At 74.1% G+C, this 17,436-nt stretch carries 19 protein-coding genes; 5 read left to right on the top strand and 14 right to left on the bottom strand.

All coding sequences use genetic code 11. The features are described from left to right. Positions 1-31: 31 nt before the first annotated feature. From OOK34_RS26785 to OOK34_RS26760, 6 genes are read right to left on the bottom strand one after another with little or no spacing between them, the layout of a single operon-like run. Complete coding sequence (locus tag OOK34_RS26785) at positions 32-1,279, bottom strand: cytochrome P450 (RefSeq protein WP_267036410.1); 1,248 nt, start codon at positions 1,277-1,279, stop codon at positions 32-34. Then, a complete protein-coding gene (locus OOK34_RS26780; protein WP_267036409.1) occupies positions 1,276-2,505 on the bottom strand; it encodes a cytochrome P450 in 1,230 nt (409 codons plus the stop codon). The genes OOK34_RS26785 and OOK34_RS26780 overlap by 4 nt, the downstream gene beginning before the upstream one ends. Continuing rightward, positions 2,502-3,158 (bottom strand): ATP/GTP-binding protein, encoded by a 657-nt coding sequence (locus OOK34_RS26775; protein WP_267036408.1) that lies wholly within the window; start codon positions 3,156-3,158, stop codon positions 2,502-2,504. The genes OOK34_RS26780 and OOK34_RS26775 overlap by 4 nt, the downstream gene beginning before the upstream one ends. Continuing rightward, positions 3,139-3,495 (bottom strand): DUF742 domain-containing protein, encoded by a 357-nt coding sequence (locus OOK34_RS26770; protein WP_267036407.1) that lies wholly within the window; start codon positions 3,493-3,495, stop codon positions 3,139-3,141. The genes OOK34_RS26775 and OOK34_RS26770 overlap by 20 nt, the downstream gene beginning before the upstream one ends. Continuing rightward, positions 3,492-3,893 (bottom strand): roadblock/LC7 domain-containing protein, encoded by a 402-nt coding sequence (locus tag OOK34_RS26765; protein ID WP_136214855.1) that lies wholly within the window; start codon positions 3,891-3,893, stop codon positions 3,492-3,494. The genes OOK34_RS26770 and OOK34_RS26765 overlap by 4 nt, the downstream gene beginning before the upstream one ends. Next, the gene (locus OOK34_RS26760) at positions 3,890-5,413 is read right to left on the bottom strand and encodes a sensor histidine kinase (RefSeq protein ID WP_267036406.1); all 1,524 of its coding nucleotides are present in this window, start codon (positions 5,411-5,413) and stop codon (positions 3,890-3,892) included. Before OOK34_RS26760 ends, OOK34_RS26765 begins: the two co-directional genes overlap by 4 nt. A 232-nt stretch (positions 5,414-5,645) precedes the next feature. Here OOK34_RS26760 and OOK34_RS26755 point away from each other — a divergent pair, with 232 nt between their 5' ends. Both OOK34_RS26755 and OOK34_RS26750 read left to right on the top strand, forming a co-directional pair. After that, positions 5,646-6,554 carry a RimK family alpha-L-glutamate ligase gene (locus tag OOK34_RS26755; protein ID WP_267036405.1) on the top strand — a complete coding sequence of 303 codons (909 nt, stop codon included), beginning with the start codon at positions 5,646-5,648 and terminating at the stop codon, positions 6,552-6,554. Then, positions 6,551-7,336 carry a RimK family alpha-L-glutamate ligase gene (locus OOK34_RS26750; RefSeq protein ID WP_267036404.1) on the top strand — a complete coding sequence of 262 codons (786 nt, stop codon included), beginning with the start codon at positions 6,551-6,553 and terminating at the stop codon, positions 7,334-7,336. The genes OOK34_RS26755 and OOK34_RS26750 overlap by 4 nt, the downstream gene beginning before the upstream one ends. Here OOK34_RS26750 and OOK34_RS26745 read toward each other — a convergent pair. Both OOK34_RS26745 and OOK34_RS26740 read right to left on the bottom strand, forming a co-directional pair. Beyond that, on the bottom strand, positions 7,333-8,208 hold the full coding sequence (locus OOK34_RS26745) for an alpha/beta fold hydrolase (RefSeq protein WP_267036403.1): 876 nt from the start codon (positions 8,206-8,208) through the stop codon (positions 7,333-7,335). The two genes, OOK34_RS26750 and OOK34_RS26745, sit on opposite strands and share 4 nt — an antisense overlap. 22 nt (positions 8,209-8,230) lie before the next feature. Next, on the bottom strand, positions 8,231-9,331 hold the full coding sequence (locus tag OOK34_RS26740; RefSeq protein ID WP_267036402.1) for a DUF2330 domain-containing protein: 1,101 nt from the start codon (positions 9,329-9,331) through the stop codon (positions 8,231-8,233). A 131-nt stretch (positions 9,332-9,462) separates the two neighbouring features. Here OOK34_RS26740 and OOK34_RS26735 point away from each other — a divergent pair, with 131 nt between their 5' ends. After that, entirely contained in the window at positions 9,463-10,584 is a 1,122-nt protein-coding gene (locus OOK34_RS26735; RefSeq protein WP_267036401.1) for a TauD/TfdA family dioxygenase, read from the top strand. Beyond that, entirely contained in the window at positions 10,581-11,162 is a 582-nt protein-coding gene (locus OOK34_RS26730) for a phosphonate degradation HD-domain oxygenase (RefSeq protein ID WP_267036400.1), read from the top strand. The genes OOK34_RS26735 and OOK34_RS26730 overlap by 4 nt, the downstream gene beginning before the upstream one ends. A gap of 15 nt (positions 11,163-11,177) precedes the next feature. Here the strand turns inward: OOK34_RS26730 and OOK34_RS26725 are convergent, their stop codons facing one another. Next, positions 11,178-11,972: a GntR family transcriptional regulator gene (locus tag OOK34_RS26725; RefSeq protein WP_267036399.1), complete on the bottom strand. Its 795-nt coding sequence runs from the start codon at positions 11,970-11,972 to the stop codon at positions 11,178-11,180. Between the two features lie 81 nt (positions 11,973-12,053). Between OOK34_RS26725 and OOK34_RS26720 the strand changes: the two genes are divergently transcribed. Beyond that, complete coding sequence (locus tag OOK34_RS26720) at positions 12,054-12,536, top strand: hypothetical protein (RefSeq protein ID WP_267036398.1); 483 nt, start codon at positions 12,054-12,056, stop codon at positions 12,534-12,536. Positions 12,537-12,566: 30 nt separating this feature from the next. Here the strand turns inward: OOK34_RS26720 and OOK34_RS26715 are convergent, their stop codons facing one another. From OOK34_RS26715 to OOK34_RS26695, 5 genes are read right to left on the bottom strand one after another with little or no spacing between them, the layout of a single operon-like run. Then, positions 12,567-13,232 (bottom strand): HAD family phosphatase, encoded by a 666-nt coding sequence (locus tag OOK34_RS26715; RefSeq protein ID WP_267036397.1) that lies wholly within the window; start codon positions 13,230-13,232, stop codon positions 12,567-12,569. Further along, positions 13,229-14,326 (bottom strand): ABC transporter ATP-binding protein, encoded by a 1,098-nt coding sequence (locus OOK34_RS26710; RefSeq protein ID WP_267036396.1) that lies wholly within the window; start codon positions 14,324-14,326, stop codon positions 13,229-13,231. Before OOK34_RS26710 ends, OOK34_RS26715 begins: the two co-directional genes overlap by 4 nt. Before the next feature lie 5 nt (positions 14,327-14,331). Then, positions 14,332-15,216: an ABC transporter permease gene (locus OOK34_RS26705; protein WP_267036922.1), complete on the bottom strand. Its 885-nt coding sequence runs from the start codon at positions 15,214-15,216 to the stop codon at positions 14,332-14,334. Beyond that, a complete protein-coding gene (locus OOK34_RS26700; protein WP_267036395.1) occupies positions 15,213-16,118 on the bottom strand; it encodes an ABC transporter permease subunit in 906 nt (301 codons plus the stop codon). The genes OOK34_RS26705 and OOK34_RS26700 overlap by 4 nt, the downstream gene beginning before the upstream one ends. Further along, a complete protein-coding gene (locus OOK34_RS26695; RefSeq protein WP_267036921.1) occupies positions 16,118-17,248 on the bottom strand; it encodes an ABC transporter substrate-binding protein in 1,131 nt (376 codons plus the stop codon). Before OOK34_RS26695 ends, OOK34_RS26700 begins: the two co-directional genes overlap by 1 nt. Positions 17,249-17,436: the final 188 nt, after the last annotated feature.

The raw sequence follows: 17,436 nt of genomic DNA, 5'->3' as shown, positions 1-17,436 counted from the left end.
CAGGTCGTCGTCTGCGAGATGGATCTTGTGGTCAGCCTGCGGTCGCAGTCAACCGCACGGGGAGGTCGTACAGGTCGTTCTGGGTGAGGATCGGCTTGTTGCGCAGCTCCTCGCGTCCGACGGCCAGCGAGAGGTCCGGGAAGCGGGCGTAGAGGGCCGGGAGGGCCACGAGGGCCTCCAGGCGGGAGAGGGCGGCGCCGGGGCAGACGTGCGGGCCGTGGCCGAAGGCGATGTGCCGGTTGGGGGTGCGGGTGATGTCGAACTCGCCCGCGTTCTCGCCGTGTTGGGCCTCGTCGCGGCCCAGCGCCCCGAAGGAGACGATCAGGCCCTCGCCCTGGGGCAGGATCCGGTCCCCGACCTCGATGTCCTCGGTGGCGAAGCGGATGAGGACGTGCGAGGTGGGGGTGGACCAGCGCAGGGTCTCCTCGATGACGTCCTCCCAGGGGACCTCCCCCTTGAGGACCAGGGACCGCTGCTCGGGGTGGGTCTCGAGGGCGACGACGGCGTTGACGATCAGGCTGATGGTGGTCTCGTGCCCGGCGGCGACCATCAGCTGGAGGGTGTTGGTGATCTCCTCGGTGCTGAGGTGGTCCCCGTCCTCGGAGGCGGCGATGAGGGCGCTGGTGAGGTCGTCGCCGGGGGTGGCCCGCTTGGACTCCACGATCCGGGAGAAGAGGGCGCCGAGGTCCGCCATCATCTGCGGCACCTCTTCGGGGAGGGTCTGGGTGGAGAAGAACTTCTCGAAGAGGGCCTTCAGGCGGGGGTGTTCAGCGGTGTCGACGCCCATCAGCTCGCTGATGACGTTCATCGGCAGGGGGTAGGCGAAGTGTGCCTTCAGGTCCACCGTCCCGCCGGCCGGGAGGGCGGCGAGGCGGTCGAGCATCCCGGTCGTCAGGGCCTCGATGCCGGCGCGCAGCCGCTCGACCCGGCGGGGGGTCAGGGCCTGGGCGACGAGGGTGCGCAGCCGGCGGTGCTCGTCCCCGTCGACGGTCAGCATGGAGCGGCCGGGGTTGGCGAGGCCTATGAGGGGCCAGTCCAGGGGGATTTCGCCGCGCTGCCAGGCGCCCCACACGTCGATGTCCTTGACGACCCTGGGGTCGGTGAGGAGTCTGCGCGCCTCGGCGTGGTGCGTGACGGCGTACACGCCGACGCCGCCGGGGAGGACGACCCGGACCAGCGGACCGGCGGCGCGCAGCGCGGCGCTCTCGGCGTCGAGGTCGGTGACGAAGGGGTCGAGGGTGAGGGGGGCGGCCGGGGTGTGGTCGATCGGGCACGTCATCGGGTGGCTCCAAGCGCGGGGGTCGGGGTGTAGGTCACGGGGAGTGCGCTGAGGCCGCGCAGCCAGGGGGACGGGCGCCGGGTGAGCGCGTCGGCGGGTCCGGCGAGGTCGACGTCGGGGAGCCGGTCGAGGAGGACCTCGATGCCGGTGCGGGCGATGACCTCGGCGACCTCCTGGGCCGGGAAGGGGCAGCGGTGTTCGCCGTGGCCGAAGGAGAAGAAGGCGTTGTTCCCGCCGGTGAGGGCGCCCGCGTCGGTGCGTACGTGCGGGTCCCCGTTGGCGGCGGCCAGGCCCAGCAGGACCAGGTCGCCGCGGCCGATGCGCCGGCCGCCGAGGTGGGTGTCCCGGGTGGTCCAGCGGCCGGCGACGTTCTGGGTCGGGGTGTCCTCCCAGAGCACTTCGTTCATCGCTTCGCCGACGCTGTGCCGGCCGCCCGCCAGGGAGGCGGCGAAGCGGTCGTCGGTGAGCATCAGGCGCAGCGAGTTGCCGATCCAGTCGGCGGTGGGCTGGTGGCCGGCGGCCATCATCACCATCAGGTCCTGGGCGATCTCGTCGACGGTGAACCCGGCGGTGTTGGCCAGCATCCTGGAGGCGACGTCGGGGCCGGGCGCGGCGGCCTTGGCGGCGAGCAGCGCGTACATGGACTCGGCGAGGTGGCGCTGGCCGTCCAGGGCGCCCTCCCGGCCGTTGATCATGTCGTTCATGGCGGTGACGAGGCCGGGGCCCTGCGCGTCGGAGAATCCGTAGATGCTCGCGAGTACGCGCAGAGGCAGGAGCGTGGCGTACTCGCCGACGATGTCGCACTCGCCCTTGCCGCAGAGCCGGTCGATCAGCTCGTCGGCGAAGCGTTCGGCGTGGCCCTTGAGTTCGAAGGGGTCGACGGATTCCAGCGCGTCGCAGATGACGGCGGCGCGCTCGCGGTGGCGTTCGCCGACGGTGTAGAGGATGGAGGGCTGCTTGCGGCCGATCATCGGGAGCAGCGGCCAGTCGGCGGGGATGCGGTCCCACTGGTTCCACAGGTCGGAGTCGCGGGAGAAGAGCTGCGGGTCGCTGGTGACCTGGTGCAGTTCGCGGTAGCCGAGGACCAGCCAGGCCGGGACGTCTCCGTCGAGGACGACCGGGGCGACGGCGCCGTGGTCGCGCCGCATCTCCCGGTACAGCTCGGCGGGGTCGCTCTGGAAGCGGGGGCCGCCGAGGTAGACGGGCTGGGGCTCGGGGGTGGTCACGGGGTGGGCTCCGGGATGGTGTGCGGGACGGCCGGCTGGCGGTGGTGCTGCTGGTGCGGGAGCTGCTGGATGTGCTGGAGGTGCTCGACGAGGGAGATGAGCACCTGCTTGCTGGAGGTGCGGGAGCGGGCGTCGCAGAAGAGCAGGGGCACCTCGGAGGGGAGGTCGAGGGCGGTGCGGATCTGCTCCGGGCTGTGGGCGGGGCCGCCGAAGTCGTTGCAGGCGACGACGAAGGGCGTGCCGTGGTGCTCGAGGCGGTCGATGGCGTACCAGGAGTCCGCGAGCCGGCGGGTGTCGACGAGGACGACCGCGCCGAGGGTGCCGGAGAACAGCCGGTCCCACAGGAACCAGAACCGCTCCTGGCCGGGGGCACCGAACAGGTAGAGCACGTTGTGGGCGTCGAGGGTGATCCGGCCGAAGTCGAAGGCCACGGTGGTGGCGGTCTTGGCGTTGACCCCGTCGGTGTCGTCGACGGCCTCGCCCGCCTTGGTCATCGTCTCCTCGGTGTTCAGCGGGCGGATCTCGCTGACCGAGCGGACCATGGTGGTCTTGCCGACGCCGAAGCCGCCCACGATCACGATCTTGAGGCCGTTGTCGGCGGTGCTGCTGAGGGCCTGCCGGGGCTCGCCCGGGTCAGAGGTTGCGGAGTCCAACGAGCACCTGCTCCAGGATGTCGGGGTCGGGAAGGCGGTACGTCGTGACGCGCGGGTGCCGGGCGCTGATGCGCCCGGCGGCGAGGAGGTCGGCGAGGAGGATCCGTACGATCGAGACCGGCAGGCCCAGTTCGGCCGCGACCTCCACCACGGCCGTCGGGAAGCGGCACATCCGCAGGATCGCCGCGTGCTCGGACTGGATGCCGGGCACCGGGTCGCATTCGGCGACGATCAGGGTCACCAGGTCGAAGGCGTCGCTGCCGGAGCGGCTCCGGCCGCCGGTGAGCGTGTACAGCCGGTCCGGGGAGTCGTCCCGGCCCGGCCTGCCGCGGCTCAACCCCGGGGCCGGGCGATCAGATGCTCGCTCAGCTGCTCCACCAGCTCGGACATGTTGTGGCCGACGAGGCCCGCGTCGGCGTCCTCGGCGGCGACGAGCGCGAGGTGCGCGCCCTCGCCGGCCTCGACGATGAAGAGGATCCCGCCGTAGAACTCGGCCATGGCGGAGCGGACCCCGCCGGTGCCGTCGCCGAACTCGATGGACGCCCCGTGGGACAGGCTCTGGATGCCGGCGGCGATCGCGGCGAGCTGGTCGGCCTGGTCGACGGAGAGCTCGGGGGTGCGGCACAGCTTGAGGCCGTCGCGGGAGAGCACGAGGGCGTGCCGGGCCCCGGGGGTGCGCTCCAGGAGCCCTTCCAGGAGCCAGCTGAGCGTCTCGTCGGTGGTGGAGCCGGTCATGGGGTGTCGTTGCCTTCCGGGTGCGGGGGGTTCGTGGGCTGCTGCTGCGCCGGGGCCGCGGCGGCGCGTACGGCCTGGCGGAAGCTGCCGAAGCGGGCGGCGGAGCGGGACGCGCCGGTGGGGGCGGCCGGGGTACGGGCCGCCGCGCTCACGGCGTCGGGCCCCTCAGGGTGGGCGGCGGCCAGGGTCCGGCCGCGCCGCCGCTGGGGCAGTCCGCTGTCGCCGAGCACCGGGTTCTGGCCGGTGGTTTCGGGGTCCTCGGAGTCTACGGGGGTGTCGTGGGCGGGCTCCGCCTCGGTGCGCCGCGCGGGTACGGGGACGGGAGCCGGAGCCGTCAGGAGGGCCGGGGCGGGCACGGGTTCGGCCGGGGCGTGGCTGACCAGCTCTTCCGGGATCATCATCAGCGCGCCGGTGCCGCCGCGCGCGGAGGGGCGGAAGGAGACGGTCAGTCCGTGCTTGCGGGCGAGGCGGCCGACGACAGCGAGTCCGAGGCGGGTGCCGGAGAGCCCGGCGAGGTCCAGGGACTCGGCGGTGACGGCCTGTTCGGCGCGGCGCAGCTGGACCTCGCTCATGACGAGGCCGCTGTCCTCGACGGTGATGACGATGCCGGCCGGGACCTCCTCCACGTACACGTGGACCTCGGCGGTGGGCGGCGAGAAGTTCGCGGCGTTGTCGAGGAGTTCGGCGAGGGCGTGCATGACGCCCTCGGCGGCGTGCCCGGCGACGGCGGCCTCGCTGGTGGAGTGCAGCCGGACCCGCTGGTAGCCGCCGATGCGGCCCATGGCGCCGCGCAGGATGGACTCCATGACGATCGGCTTCGCCCAGCGGCGGCCCGAGCGGGCTCCGGTGAGGATGGCGATGGAGTCGGCGAGGCGGCCGGCCTGGGCGGTGCGGTGGTCGAGGTGCAGCAGGTCGCCGAGGACCTCCTCGTCGGCGTGCTTGTGCTCCATCTCCCGTAGGTCGGCGAGCATTCCGGTGGCGAGCGCCTGCATCCGGCCGGCGGCGTTGGCGGCGGCGGCCATGGCGGCGGCCCGGCCCGACTGGGCGCGGCGCAGTTCTTCGCCGAGCCGCTCGCGGGAGGCCAGCTGGGCGGCGGTGAGGCCGTCGAGTTCGGCGGTGTGGGCGGCGGTGAGCCGCTCCACGTCCGCGCTGCGGGCGGCCGTCAGGTGCTCGACCTCGGCGGCGTGCTCGGCCGTGAGCCGGGTGCGTTCGGCGGTGCGGGCCGCCGCGTCGCGGGCCGCGTCGGCGGTCAGCCGGGCGATGTACGCGTCACGGGCGGAGAGTTCGCCGGCGAGGGCGGTGAGCCGGCCGCGCAGCAGCCGGGCGCTGTGCGCCCACCAGGTCACGGCGCAGGCGGCGACGGCGAGCAGCAGCGCGCCGGAGAAGGAGAACCAGGCGAGGGGGGTACGGACGGCCGACGGGGCCGCGGCCACCGCCGCCGTGGACACTGCGCCCGCGGCCACCGCTGTCAACAGCAGGGCGAGCGCGGAGGGGCGGAGGGGGGAGGGCGACGCCGTCATCAATCAAAGCCTCAAACCGGGCGTAAATGGAAGAGAGGGTTCCTGTGGCAACGAGGCACAACTATAAGAGGATTGGTGATCGTTTAGGAAAGGTCTTGATAAACATCACGCTGAGTAGCGCCCACTTAGGCTCCTTCTGGAGCGGTTTCGGGGCTATGCCGTGGCATCCTGTGACGTCACAACTCGCCGGACGGGATCGGCGGCGGACGTCCGGGGAATATGGGGAAGGTCCATGAGGCTCTGCTTCCTGGTGGAGGAGCACTACCGCCACGACGGCATGCCCAATGAGGTGATCGGACAACTCACCGCATGGGGACACCAGGTGGACGTGGTGCGCCCGGGCGGCTCCCTGCTCCGCATGGACGGGCTGGTCCGGGCCGGCGCGCACGACGCCTGGGTGCTCAAGACGGTGTCCGGCGGGCCGGGGCTCACCCTCCTCGAAGCCGCTGCCGCGGCGGGGACGACCACCGTCAACGACGCCCGGGCGATCCGCGGCGTACGGGACAAGGCGCTGGCCGCCGCCCTCGGCAGCGCCCGGGGCCTGCCGCTGCCGCCCACCTACGCGCTCGCCCGGCCCGAACTCCTCGCCCGCATACCGGACGCCGCGTACCCGCTCGTCGTCAAGCCCGCCGACGGCAGCTCGGGGCGGGGCGTGCACCTGGTGCCCTCGCCGGACCGGCTCGCGGCGCTGCTGCCCGCGCTCGCGGGCGAGGGCATGCTCATCGCGCAGCCCTACGTCCCCAACTCCGGCACCGACATCAAGGTGTACTGCGTCGGCGGGGAGCTGTACGCCACCGAGCGCCGCTCCCCCCTGCACCCGGACGCCGCCGTCCGCGAGCGCCGGGTCCCGCTGCCGGCCGAGGTGGCGGAGATCGCCGCCCGGGTGGGCGAGGTGTACGGGCTGGACCTGTACGGGGTGGACGTGGTGCTGGGCCCCGACGGGCCGGTCGTGGTCGACGTGAACGACTTCCCGAGTTTCCGCCAGGTGCCGGACGCCGCCGCGCGGGTCGCGCGCGCCGTACTGGACCTGGCGCGGGCGGGCGGCGGCGGGCGCCCGGTGCCCGTGCCCGGCCCGGGCGCGCGGTCGTACACCCTGCCGGTGGCCGTTCCGCTCCAGGTGGGCGCGGGGGACGGCGCGTGAGGGTCGGCCTGATCACCCCGGACCCGGGGCATCCGCTGCTGGCGGCCACCGCCGCTCTGCTCGCGCCGGAGCACGAGGTGCGGGTGCTCGACCCGGGGGCCGGGGTCGCTGCCGCGGCCGGGGCACGGGCCGACGTATACCTGCTGAAGGCGCGGACCCCCTCGGCGCTGGCCCTGGCCCGGGAGCTGGAGCGGCGCGGGGCGCCCGTACTGAACTCGGCGGCGGCCACCGAGCGCTGCCAGGACCGGACCGCCATGGCCGAACTGGCCCTGCGGGCCGGGCTCCCCTTCGCCGCCACCCGCACCTTCGCCTCGCTCGCGGCGCTGGAGGCCTCGGCGGAGCCGGCCTGGCCGGTGGTGGTCAAGAGCCGGCTCAGCCGCAAGGACGACCTGGTCGCCCGCGTCGACGGCCCCGGCGGGCTCCGCGAACTGGCCGCCGGCCGGGAGCCGGAGCCGGTGGTGGTGCAGTCCTTCGCGCCGAACACCGGCTGGGACCACAAACTGTGGGTGATCGGCGACCGGGTCTTCGCGGGCCTGCGGCGCTCCGAACTCGCCGCCGGGGGCAAGGAACCGGCCCGGGCCCTCGGCCGGCTCCCCGACGGCTGGGCCGAACTGGCCCTGCGGGTGGGGGCGGCCTTCGCCCTGGACGTCTACGGCGTGGACGTCATCGACACCGGCGGCGGCCGGCCCCTCATCGTCGACATCAACGCCTTCCCCGGCATCCGGGGCCAGGCCGGCGCCCCGGACGCCCTCGCGGCACTGGCCCTGACCCGAGCGGGCTAGCTCAGGAAGGCGGCGGTCGCGGTGGCGAAGCGGGCCGGGTCGTCGAGCCAGGGGAAGTGTCCGGCGCCGGGCTGGACGGTGAGTTCGGCGCCGCGGAACAGGTCGGCGTACGCGGCCACCGCGCTCGGCGGGGCCGCCAGGTCGGCCTCGCCGGCGAGCAGCAGCACCGGCGCGGCGAGCTCCGCGAGGGCCTTGCGGGTGGCGTCCGGGTCGAAGGCGCCCTCCGCTCCGTAGGCGGCCGCGGCCTCGTGGTTCTTCTGCCCGGCCTCGGCGGCCCGGTGGGCGCGGGCGGCATCGTCCCAGCGGCCGTACCAGAAGGGGGCGATCTCCTGCATGGTGTCGGCCGTGGCCCGGCCCGCGACGAGTTCCTCCAGGGCCGCGTACGCCGGGGCGAACCAGGGCTCGGCGGCGCGCAGCCGCGCGGTCTCCAGCCGGTCGTCCCCGGTGATGGGGATGCCTACGGCGAAGACGCTGGGGGTGACCAGGAGGAGCCTGCCGACGCGCCCGGGGTGGCGGGCGGCGTACAGGGCGGCCAGGTTCGCGCCCGCGGAGTGCGCGAGCAGGTCCACCGTCTCCAGGCCGAGGTGCTCGCGCAGGGCCTCGACGTCGTCGACGAGGCGGTCGCAGCGGTAGGAGGCGGTGTCCTCGGGAGCCGCCGAGCGGCCGGTGCCGCGCAGGTCGAGCCGGACCAGGCGGCGGTGCGGGAGGAGGCCGTCGAGGCCGCGGAGGTAGGCGGAGTCCTGCATCGGGCCGCCGGGCAGGCAGATCAGCGGGGCGCCGTCCCCGCTGGTGTGGCAGGCGAGTTCGGTGCCGTCGTGCGCGCGGAAGACGGAGGAGGCCGGCAGGCCGGGGAGGGAGGAGGGGGTGATCATGGCCCAGACGGTGTCAGCGGGATCAGCGCAGGTCAAGCGCAATTCCCCGCTGCCCCGAGGGGGACCGGGGGCGGCGCCGGCGCGTCGCCAGGAACACGGCGGCGGCCGCCACCGCCACCAGCGCGCCGCCCACCGTCAGCAGCCAGACCGGGACGCCGCCCGCGGTGAGGAGTTCGTCGTGGTAGACGGCCCGCCGGTAGGGGGTGTCCTTGGCGGTGGCGCGCAGTTCGTGGTCCCCGTCGATGCTTGCCGGGTCCGGGAACCTCTGGTCGATCGCGGTGAGGAACACCTTCTTGCCGCCGGTGAGTTCGCCCAGCGCGCCCGTCGGGGTGACGGTCCCGGCGAAGGTCACCTCGGGTGCGGCGCCGCCGATCGCGGAGCCGGGCTCCATGCGGTGGTCGGCGAGTACGTAGAGGCTGAGCGACTGCGGGGTCAGGGCCAGCCGGGACAGCCGCATCGGGTAGACGAGGCGGGGGCTGTCGAAGCGGATGCGCAGCGGGTCGAGTTCGCCGTGCAGGGGCCTGCCCGGCTCCCGGGGGGCGAGGCGGACGGCCACGTACTCCCACTTCTGGTCGACGTACGGCTTCAGTTCGGCGGCGAGCCGCTCGGGCAGCCTGAAGCCGTTGTCCTCGAGCCAGGTGCGCAGGGCCTCGGGGTCGGTGGCGGTCAGCCGTGCCACGTCGAAGTCGCCGAGCCGCTCGCGGCCGACCACGCCGACCGGGGCGCCGGCGCCCGGCAGGAGGGCGCCCGCACCGTCCAGGCGTCCGGAGGAGAAGGGCCAGTCGGCGGCGCGCGGCCAGAAGTACGTACGGGTGCGGTGCTCGGGCCGGGTGAGTTCGCTCAGCTGGGGGAAGAGGCCGGGGTTGCCGAGTTCCACGGTGGCCCGGCCCGGGACCGGCATGATCCAGGCCGCGCGGCGGGCGTCGCCGTCGACGGTGAAGCGCATCACGATCTCTTCGGTCCGGCCGTCCCAGCGCACGACGGAGCTCTCCCGGTCGACCCCGATCCGGGAGGCCCCGTCGGGGACCATCGCCCCGCAGCCGCACGCGTAGGCGGGGCTGATCAGCGACCCCAGCTGGGTCGCGAGCAGGGCGAACAACAGGGCCAGGATCCTTCGCTTCATCCACACGCGGGATCAGACGAAGGCACCCGGGTTCCGGTTCCGGTTGCGGTCCGCTGCGGCCACCTCGGCGTCATTTCGCGGTCATCCGGGGCTGTCAGCATGCCGCCGGACCAGAGTTGTATATACAACTTATGACGACGGGAGTCCCGATGTCCTCGACGGCGATCACCGATGCGCCCGCGCCCTGGCTGCGCGACAACTGCCCCTGCGGCGACTGCCGCGATCCGCGCACCGGCCAGAAGCTGTTCCAGATCACCGACCTGCCGGCCGGACTGGCCCCCGGCGCCGTGCGCGAGGTGCCCGGTGACGGCGGGCCCGCGTGGGAAGTGGTGTGGGAGCCGGACGGGCACCGCTCGCGCTACCCGGCCGCCTGGCTCGACGCCCACTCCCCCGGCGGCCCGCGCGGCTCCGGGGGCGACGGCCGCACCGAGGCCGACAAGGAGCTGTGGACCGCCGCCGACCTCACCGGCCGGCTGCCCGGAGCCTCGTGGGACGCCTACACCGGCGACCGGGCGGTACGGATCCGGGCGCTGGAGAGCGTGCGGCGGCTCGGCTTCGTCCTGCTGCGGGGCGTGCCCTGCCGGGACCGGATGGTGCTCGACGTGGCGCAGACCTTCGGCTTCGTGCGCCGCACGAACTACGGGGAGCTCTTCGAGGTCCGGGTCGAGGCCGGGCCGAACAACCTGGCCTTCACCGGAGCGGCGATCGGCCCGCACACCGACAACCCGTACCGGGACCCGGTGCCCACCGTGCAGATGCTGCACTGCCTGCGCAACGAGGCGCTCGGCGGGGACTCCGGTCTGGTCGACGGCTTCCACGCGGCCGCGCTGCTGCGGGAGGAGGATCCGCGGGCCTTCGGCGTGCTGACCCGGGTGCCCGTGGAGTTCTCCTTCACCGATACCCGCACCGAACTGCGCGCGCAGCGGCCCCTGATCGACGTCGACCCGCTCGGGCGGATCCGCGAGATCCGGTACAACAACCGCTCCTTCGGCACCCTCCACGGGAGCGCCCCGGTCCTCGAGGAGTTCTACGCCGCCTACCGGCGCTTCGGCGAGCTGCTGCTCCGTCCGGAACTGCGCCTCGACTTCCGGCTCGCGCCCGGGGACTGCCTCGTCTTCGACAACACCCGCCTGCTGCACGCCCGTACGGCCTTCGCCGAGTCCGGCGGCCGGCACCTGCAAGGGGCGTACGCCGACCTCGACGGGCTGGGCTCCGCCCTGGCCGTGCTGCGCCGCGAAGGAGCCGCCGCGTGAACGCCGCCGACCGCGCGCCGGGCGCCGGCCCCGGTCCCCTCGATCTGCTGGCGGAGCTCTTCGAGGGCGAGGGCGGCGCCGAGTACTTCGGCGAGGAGGTGACCCAGGCCCAGCACATGCTCCAGGCCGGCGCCCTCGCCGAGGCCGCCGGGGCCCCCGCCCACCTGGTGGCCGCCGCGCTGCTGCACGACGTCGGGCACTTCCACGGGACGGTGACCGGCCGCGACCTGATGGAGGAGGGCCGGGACAACCGCCACGGCCACACCGGGGCCGACTGGCTGGCCCGCTGGTTCGGGCCGGAGGTGACCGGGCCGGTACGGCTGCACGTCGCCGCCAAGCGGTACCTCTGCACGGCCGAGCCCGGTTACGCCGCCCTGCTCTCGGAGGCGTCGGTGCACACCCTGCGCGTGCAGGGCGGGCCGATGACGCCGGAGCAGGCACGGGCCTTCGAAGCGCTGCCGGGGGCGGCCGACGCGGTCGCGGTGCGCCGGTGGGACGAGCAGGCCAAGGACCCTCTGATGGCGACCCCGGACTTCGCGCACTTCCGGCCGCTGCTGGCGGGGCTCCTCCTCACCTAGGGGGTGTCTTCCGGTTCAGGGCCGCAGCCGGCGCCCCAGGGCGCTGGTCGCCGTCGAGTGCGCCGTGAAGGCCACCGTCCCCGGCAGGTAGCGGTCCTGCGACCACTCCACCGGGGTGCCCGCCGGGTCGGTGGAGCGCCGCCGCTCCCGCAGCAGCGCCTCCCCGGCCCGGCAGCCCAGCAGGCGCGCGTCCTCGGCGTCGGCGGGCGCGATGTCGATGGTGTGGTGGGCGTCGGTGAAGAGGACCCCGTGCAGGGCCAGTTGCTCGGAGTACGAGGCGGTGTCCAGCGGCATCGCCGCCACCAGGGCGCCGACCGCCTGCGGGTACGTCGTCCGCTCCACCATCACCGGCGCCCCCGACAGGGTCCGCAGCCGCAGCACCCGGTACACGGGCGCGCCGGTGGCGATCCGCAGCTGCTCCGCCTCCTCGGCGTCGGCCGTGCCCGGGCCCACGGTGACGGTCCGCCCGCCGGGCTCCTGCCCCAGCGAGCGCGCCCACCGGGTGAAGCTGCGCAGCTCGGTGGCGGCGTTCTCCTCCCCCGGCCCGCCGAGCACCACCCGGCGGGTGCCGCGGCGGGAGGTGACGAGGCCGTCGGTACGCAGCGCGGCGAGGGCCTGGCGGACGGTGCCCCGGGAGACGGCGTAGCGGCGGGCGAGTTCGTCCTCGGCGGGGAGCCGGGCCCCGGATCCGTACTCCCCGGCGGTGATGGCACCGCGCAGGTCCTCGGCGACCTTCAGGTAGAGCGGAGTCCGGCCGGCGGCCCGGCGGGGCTCCGGGGCTTCCTTCGGTGCGTGCGCTGCCTCGTTCACGGGCCTCAGCCTGCCATGCGGGCGCACGCTCCGGGCGGGCCCGCTCGACCCGGCCCCCGCCCCCTCCCATACTTGGGCCTCATGAGAGGGAAGGACAAGCAGCAGCGCAGCAGCCCACTGGTGCCGGACGGCGTGCGGGCCGAGCTCGCGCGGGCCGACTGGGCGGGCGTCACCTGCGGCTGCGGCCGCTCGGCGGAGCACCTGGAGGGCGCCCTGTGGGACGCGGCGGAGGGACATCCGGCCGCGTTCCACGCGTTGCAGGGGCACGTGTTCACCGGGGCCCGGCTGTGGCCCCCGGCGCCGGCCGCCTGTGCGGTGCTGATGGCCGTGTGGTCGGCCGGCCCGCCCCGGCTGGCGACCCGCGAGGCGCTGCTGTGGACACTGCTGTCCCTGCTGAGCGCCGAGGACGACGGGGACGCGTACGGGGCAGGCCTGTACGGGCAGGTCGCGGCCCATGTGCGGACCGGCCTGCCGCTGCTGATAGGGCTACTGGAGACCGGGTCCGGGTCGGTCTCCGTCGCCTACGCCGAGGGCATCCTGGAGCTGCTCGTCCTGTCCGCCTGAGCGGCGGACCCGGCTGAGCGGCGGACCCGGCTAGGCGGCGGACCCGGCGCCGGTGCAGCCGCGCAGGACCTCCGGGGTGACCTCCTCGAGGGAGGCCGCGAAGGTACGGGCCGCCGAGGGCGGTACCTCGAGCAGCGAGGGCACCACCAGGACCGGGCAGCCCGCCGCCTCGGCCGAGGCGGCGCCGTCCGGGGAGTCCTCCACCGCGACGCACTCCCCCGGTGCCAGGCCCAGGCGTTCGGCCGCCGCCCGGTACGGGTCGGGGTGGGGCTTGGTCCGTACGGTGTCGTCGGCCGACAGGGTGAAGGCGAAGGGGACGCGGGCCAGCGCGCCCCCCACGACCTGGTCGACCACCACCCGGGGCGAGGCGCTGACCAGGGCGAAGGGCACACCCTCGGCCTCCAGGGCGGTCAGCAGCCGCCGGGCCCCGGGGCGCAGGGGTGCCCCGGCGGCGACCCGGCGGAAGAAGCCCTCGGTGAGTTCGGCGGCCACGGCGTCGGGGTCTCCCGCGCCGGCGGTCCGTACGAGGTGTGCGGCCGTGTCCGCGACGGCGCGGCCGACGACCTCGGGGGCGTCCGCCGGTCCGAGCCGGTGGCCGAGCCGGGCGGCGCTCTCCTCGGTGGTCCGCCACCACAGCACTTCGGTGTCGACGAGGGTGCCGTCCATGTCGAAGAGCACGGCGGCCGGTCCGTTCACGGGGTCCTCGCCACGACGAGCACGGGCCGCTCGGCCGGGCGTACGTCGGCCCGCGCGCCCGGCGCCAGCTCCGCGGCCTCCCGCGACGGCAGGTCGGCCTTGACCCGGGTGCCGCCGGGCAGTTCGAGGTGGAGGCGGGTGACGGCGCCGAAGAAGGAGGCCGACACCACGGTGGCGCTCCCCTCGGTGTCGGCGGCCACGGTGAGGTTCTCGGGGCGGACCAGCACCTCCACCTCGGGCGTGGCGGGGACCGGGCCGTCGACGGGCAGGCGGGTGCCCGCCACCTCGACCAGGCCGGAGCCGGTGAGCCGGCCGGGCAGCCGGTTCATGGTGCCGACGAACTCGGCGACGAAGGGCGTCGCGGGCCGCTCGTAGAGTTCGGCGGGGGCGGCGCACTGTTCGAGCTTCCCGGCGTTGAGCACGGCGACCCGGTCGGCCATGGACAGGGCCTCCTCCTGGTCGTGGGTGACGAACACGGTGGTGATGCCGAGGGAGAGCTGGAGCCTGCGGATCTCCTCGCGCAGGTTCGCCCGTACCTTGGCGTCCAGGGCGGAGAGCGGTTCGTCGAGCAGCAGTACGCGCGGGCGCAGGGCCAGGGCGCGGGCGAGCGCGACGCGCTGCTGCTGTCCGCCGGACATCTGGTGCGGGTAGCGGTCGCCGTGCTCGGGCAGGCCGACCAGGTCGAGGAGTTCGGCGGCGCGTTCGCGGCGGCGGGCCGCCGGCACGTTGCGCACGCGCAGGCCGAAGGCGACGTTCTCGCGGGCGTTGAGGTTGGGGAAGAGGCTGTACGACTGGAAGACCATCCCGGCGTCGCGGCGGTTGGCCGGGACCCGGGTGATGTCCTCTCCGTCGACCAGGACCTCGCCGGAGTCGGGCTGTTCGAAGCCGGCGAGGACGCGCAGCGCGGTGGTCTTGCCGCAGCCCGACGGGCCGAGCAGGGCGAGGAGTTCGCCGGGTTCGACGCTCAGGTCGAGTCCGTCGAGGGCGACGGTGGGCCCGAAGGCCCGGCGCAGTCCGCGGAATTCGACGCGCGCGCCGGTGGGGGCGTCTGCGGAGCCTTCCGGCTTCCTGGCCGCGGGAAGGATGGTGGACATGTGAGTCAGGGCTCCTTGCGGGAGGTGGCGGGGGCCACGGTGGAGGAGGTGGTTCCGGCCCGCGAGAGGGCGAGCAGCAGCAGCCAGGTGATGAGGAGGCTGAGGATGGAGACGGCCACCGACATCCGGGCCTGGGCTCCGGAGATGGAGACGATCCACACCGCGAAGGGCCTGAAGCCGAGCAGCGAGGCGATGGTGAACTCGCCGAGGACCAGCGCCAGGGTGAGGAACGACGCTCCGGCGAGCGAGGCCCGCAGGTTGGGCAGCAGCACGCGCAGGACGACGTAGGGCCAGCTCGCCCCGCAGCTGCGGGCGGCCTCGACCAGGGTGGGGACGTCCACGGCGCGCAGGCCCGCATCGAGGGAGCGGTGGACGAAGGGCAGGGCCAGCACCGTGTAGGCGAGGACCAGGACCACGGGGAACTTCTCGTTCTGCACGGCGAGGAAGGTCTGGTACAGCGGGGTCCGCGACAGGTGTTCGGGTCCCCAGCGCAGCACGGTGGTGATGCCGGTGACCAGGGCGATGGGCGGCACCACCAGCGGCAGCATGCACATCACCTCCACCACGGGCCGCAGCCTGGGCGAGCCGATCCGTACGGCGATCAGCGCGGGCACCGCGAGCAGCAGGCACAGGGCGATGGTGGCGGCGGCCAGGCCGAGGGAGAGCAGCAGGCTCTCGGTGAAGCCCTCGGCGCCGAGCAGCCGGGTGTACGCCTCGAAGCTGATCCCCTGGCCGGGCACGTGCACGGTGAAGACGAAGGAGGCGATCAGCGGGAGCAGGAAGTACGCGCCCGCGAGGGCCAGTACGGCTCCGCGCCAGACCCGGGGGCGGGGGCGCCGGCGGGCCTTCGTCCCCTCGGCCGCGCGGGTCCGCGGGGCGGTGTCGGTCATCGAAGCCATCGGGCGCTCCGTCGCTGGAGGGGCAGGTAGACCGCCATGACCAGGCCGGCGATCAGGATCATGTCGAGGCCGAGGGCGAGCGCCACGTTCTCCTGGCCGGTGAGCACGTTGCCGGAGAGGGCGTCCGCGATCTTCAGCGTCACCAGCGGGACGGAGCCGCCGACGAGGGCCGCCGCGGTCGCGTGGGCGGCGAAGGCGGTGCCGAAGAGCAGGACGAAGCCGCCGAGCAGGGAGGGCGCGAGCACGGGCAGGCCGACGTGGCGCCAGAACTGCCATCCGCTCGCCCCGTTGTTCTGGGCGGCTTCGCGCCACTGCGGGCGCAGCCCGTCCAGCGCCGGAACGATCACGATCACCATCAGGGGGATGAGGAAGTACAGGTAGACCACGGCGAGTCCGGTGAAGGAGTACAGGTTCCAGCCGAGGTCGGTGAGGTCGGCGAGCTGGGTGACGACCCCGGAGATCCCCGCGGTGGCGATGAACGCGAAGGCGAGCGGCACTCCGCCGAAGTTGGCGAGGACGCCGGAGGCGGTCAGGGCCGCCGAGCGCAGGGCGGTGGAGCGGGAGGTGACCAGCGCCTGCGCGATGAGGACGCCGAGCACTCCGCCGAGCAGTGCGGTCAGGGCGGAGAGCTGGACGCTGCCGGCGAGCGAGCCGAGGTAGGGGCCCTGGAGGGAGCGCGCGAGGTGCTCGCCGGTGACCTGGGTGGCGCCGGTGGCGGGGTCGGTGCGGGTGACCGCGCCGAAGGCGATGGCGCCGAGGGGGATGCCGAAGCAGAGCCCGGTGAAGGTGAGGAGCGGGAGGGCGGCGAGCCAGGTGCGCGGGCCGCGCCGCCGGCGGCGGGTGGTGCCGCCGGCGGTCCTCACCGGGTGAGGGGTGGTGGTGGGGGCGGACATCAGCTGAGGGCCTTGTCCCACTTCTCGGCGAGGGTGGCCTTGGCCTTGTCGAGTTCGGCGGAAGCCGGGAAGGAGGGGGTGCCCTGGACCTGGGGGAGCTTGGCCACGGCGTCCTTGTCGGCGGTGCCGTCCTGGGTCATGCCGGGGAGCAGGACCGGGCGGGCGTGTCCCTTGAGCCAGATGTTCTGGCCCTGGGCGCTGTACAGGAACTCCATCCACAGGCGGGCGGCCGCCGGGTGGGGGGCTTCCTTGTTGATGGCCTGCGAGTAGTACTGGGCGTAGACGCCGTCGGTGGGGACGGCGACCTTCCAGTCGACCCCCTTGCCCTTGAACTGCTCGGCGTAGCCGGCGTTGAGGTAGTCCCAGTCGATCGAGATGGGCGTCTCGCCCTTCTCGACGGTGGCCGGGGTGGACTCGACGGGGATGAAGTTGCCGCTCTTGCGGAGCTGTCCGAAGAAGTCGATGCCGGGCTGGATGTCGGCGAAGGAGCCCTTGTTGGCGAGGGCGGCCGCGTAGACGCCGCCGAAGGCGGAGCCGGACTTGGTCGGGTTGCCGTTGAGGGCGACCTTGCCCTTGTACTCGGGCTTGAGCAGGTCGGCGAAGGTCTGCGGGCAGGTGGGGACGCGGGCGGCGTCGCAGCCGATGGAGACGTAGCCGCCGTAGTCGTTGTACCAGCGGGCGTCCGCGTCCTTCTGGGAGGCGGGGATCTTGTCCCAGGCGGTGACCTTGTAGGGGGCGAAGAGGTTCTCGGTGGCTCCGCTGCGGGCGAAGGCGATGCCGAGGTCGAGGACGTCGGGGGCGCGGTCCTGGCCCTTGCGGGACTTGACGGCGGCTATCTCGTCGGAGCTGGAGGCGTCCGGGTTCTCGCTGGTGACCTTGATCTTCGGGTACTTGGCCTGGAAGGCCTTGAGCATCTCGCCGTAGTTCGCCCAGTCCGGGGGCAGCGCGATCACATTGAGCTTGCCCTCCTTCTCGGCGGCCGCGACGAGGGCCTCCATGCCGCCGAGGTCGGCGACCGAGGTGGCGGTGCCCGGCTGGGTCTTGCCCTTGCCGTCGGCCGCGGTGGCGGCGGGCTGGTCAGGAGCGGCGCCGCACGCGCTGAGGGTGGTGAGGACAGCGGCGCCGAGCAGAACGGCCGCACCGCGACGGGCGGAGGAACTGAACACGGTCTCTCCCGGAGACTAAGGGGGGTTTCACTTGCCAGGCAGAACTTGTCTGGACAAGTTGGCTCCAGTTCGCCCGGGCCGCCTGTACGGACGGTGAACGGCGGCTGGACCGCGGAGCACGGCTCGACGAAGACACGAGATTGACCGAAAGA

The organism is Streptomyces sp. NBC_00091, from assembly GCF_026343185.1.
Classification (GTDB): Bacteria; Actinomycetota; Actinomycetes; order Streptomycetales; family Streptomycetaceae; genus Streptomyces.
The sequence above is the reverse complement of the archived record's forward strand: the minus strand, read 5'-3'. Positions and strand labels throughout refer to the sequence as shown.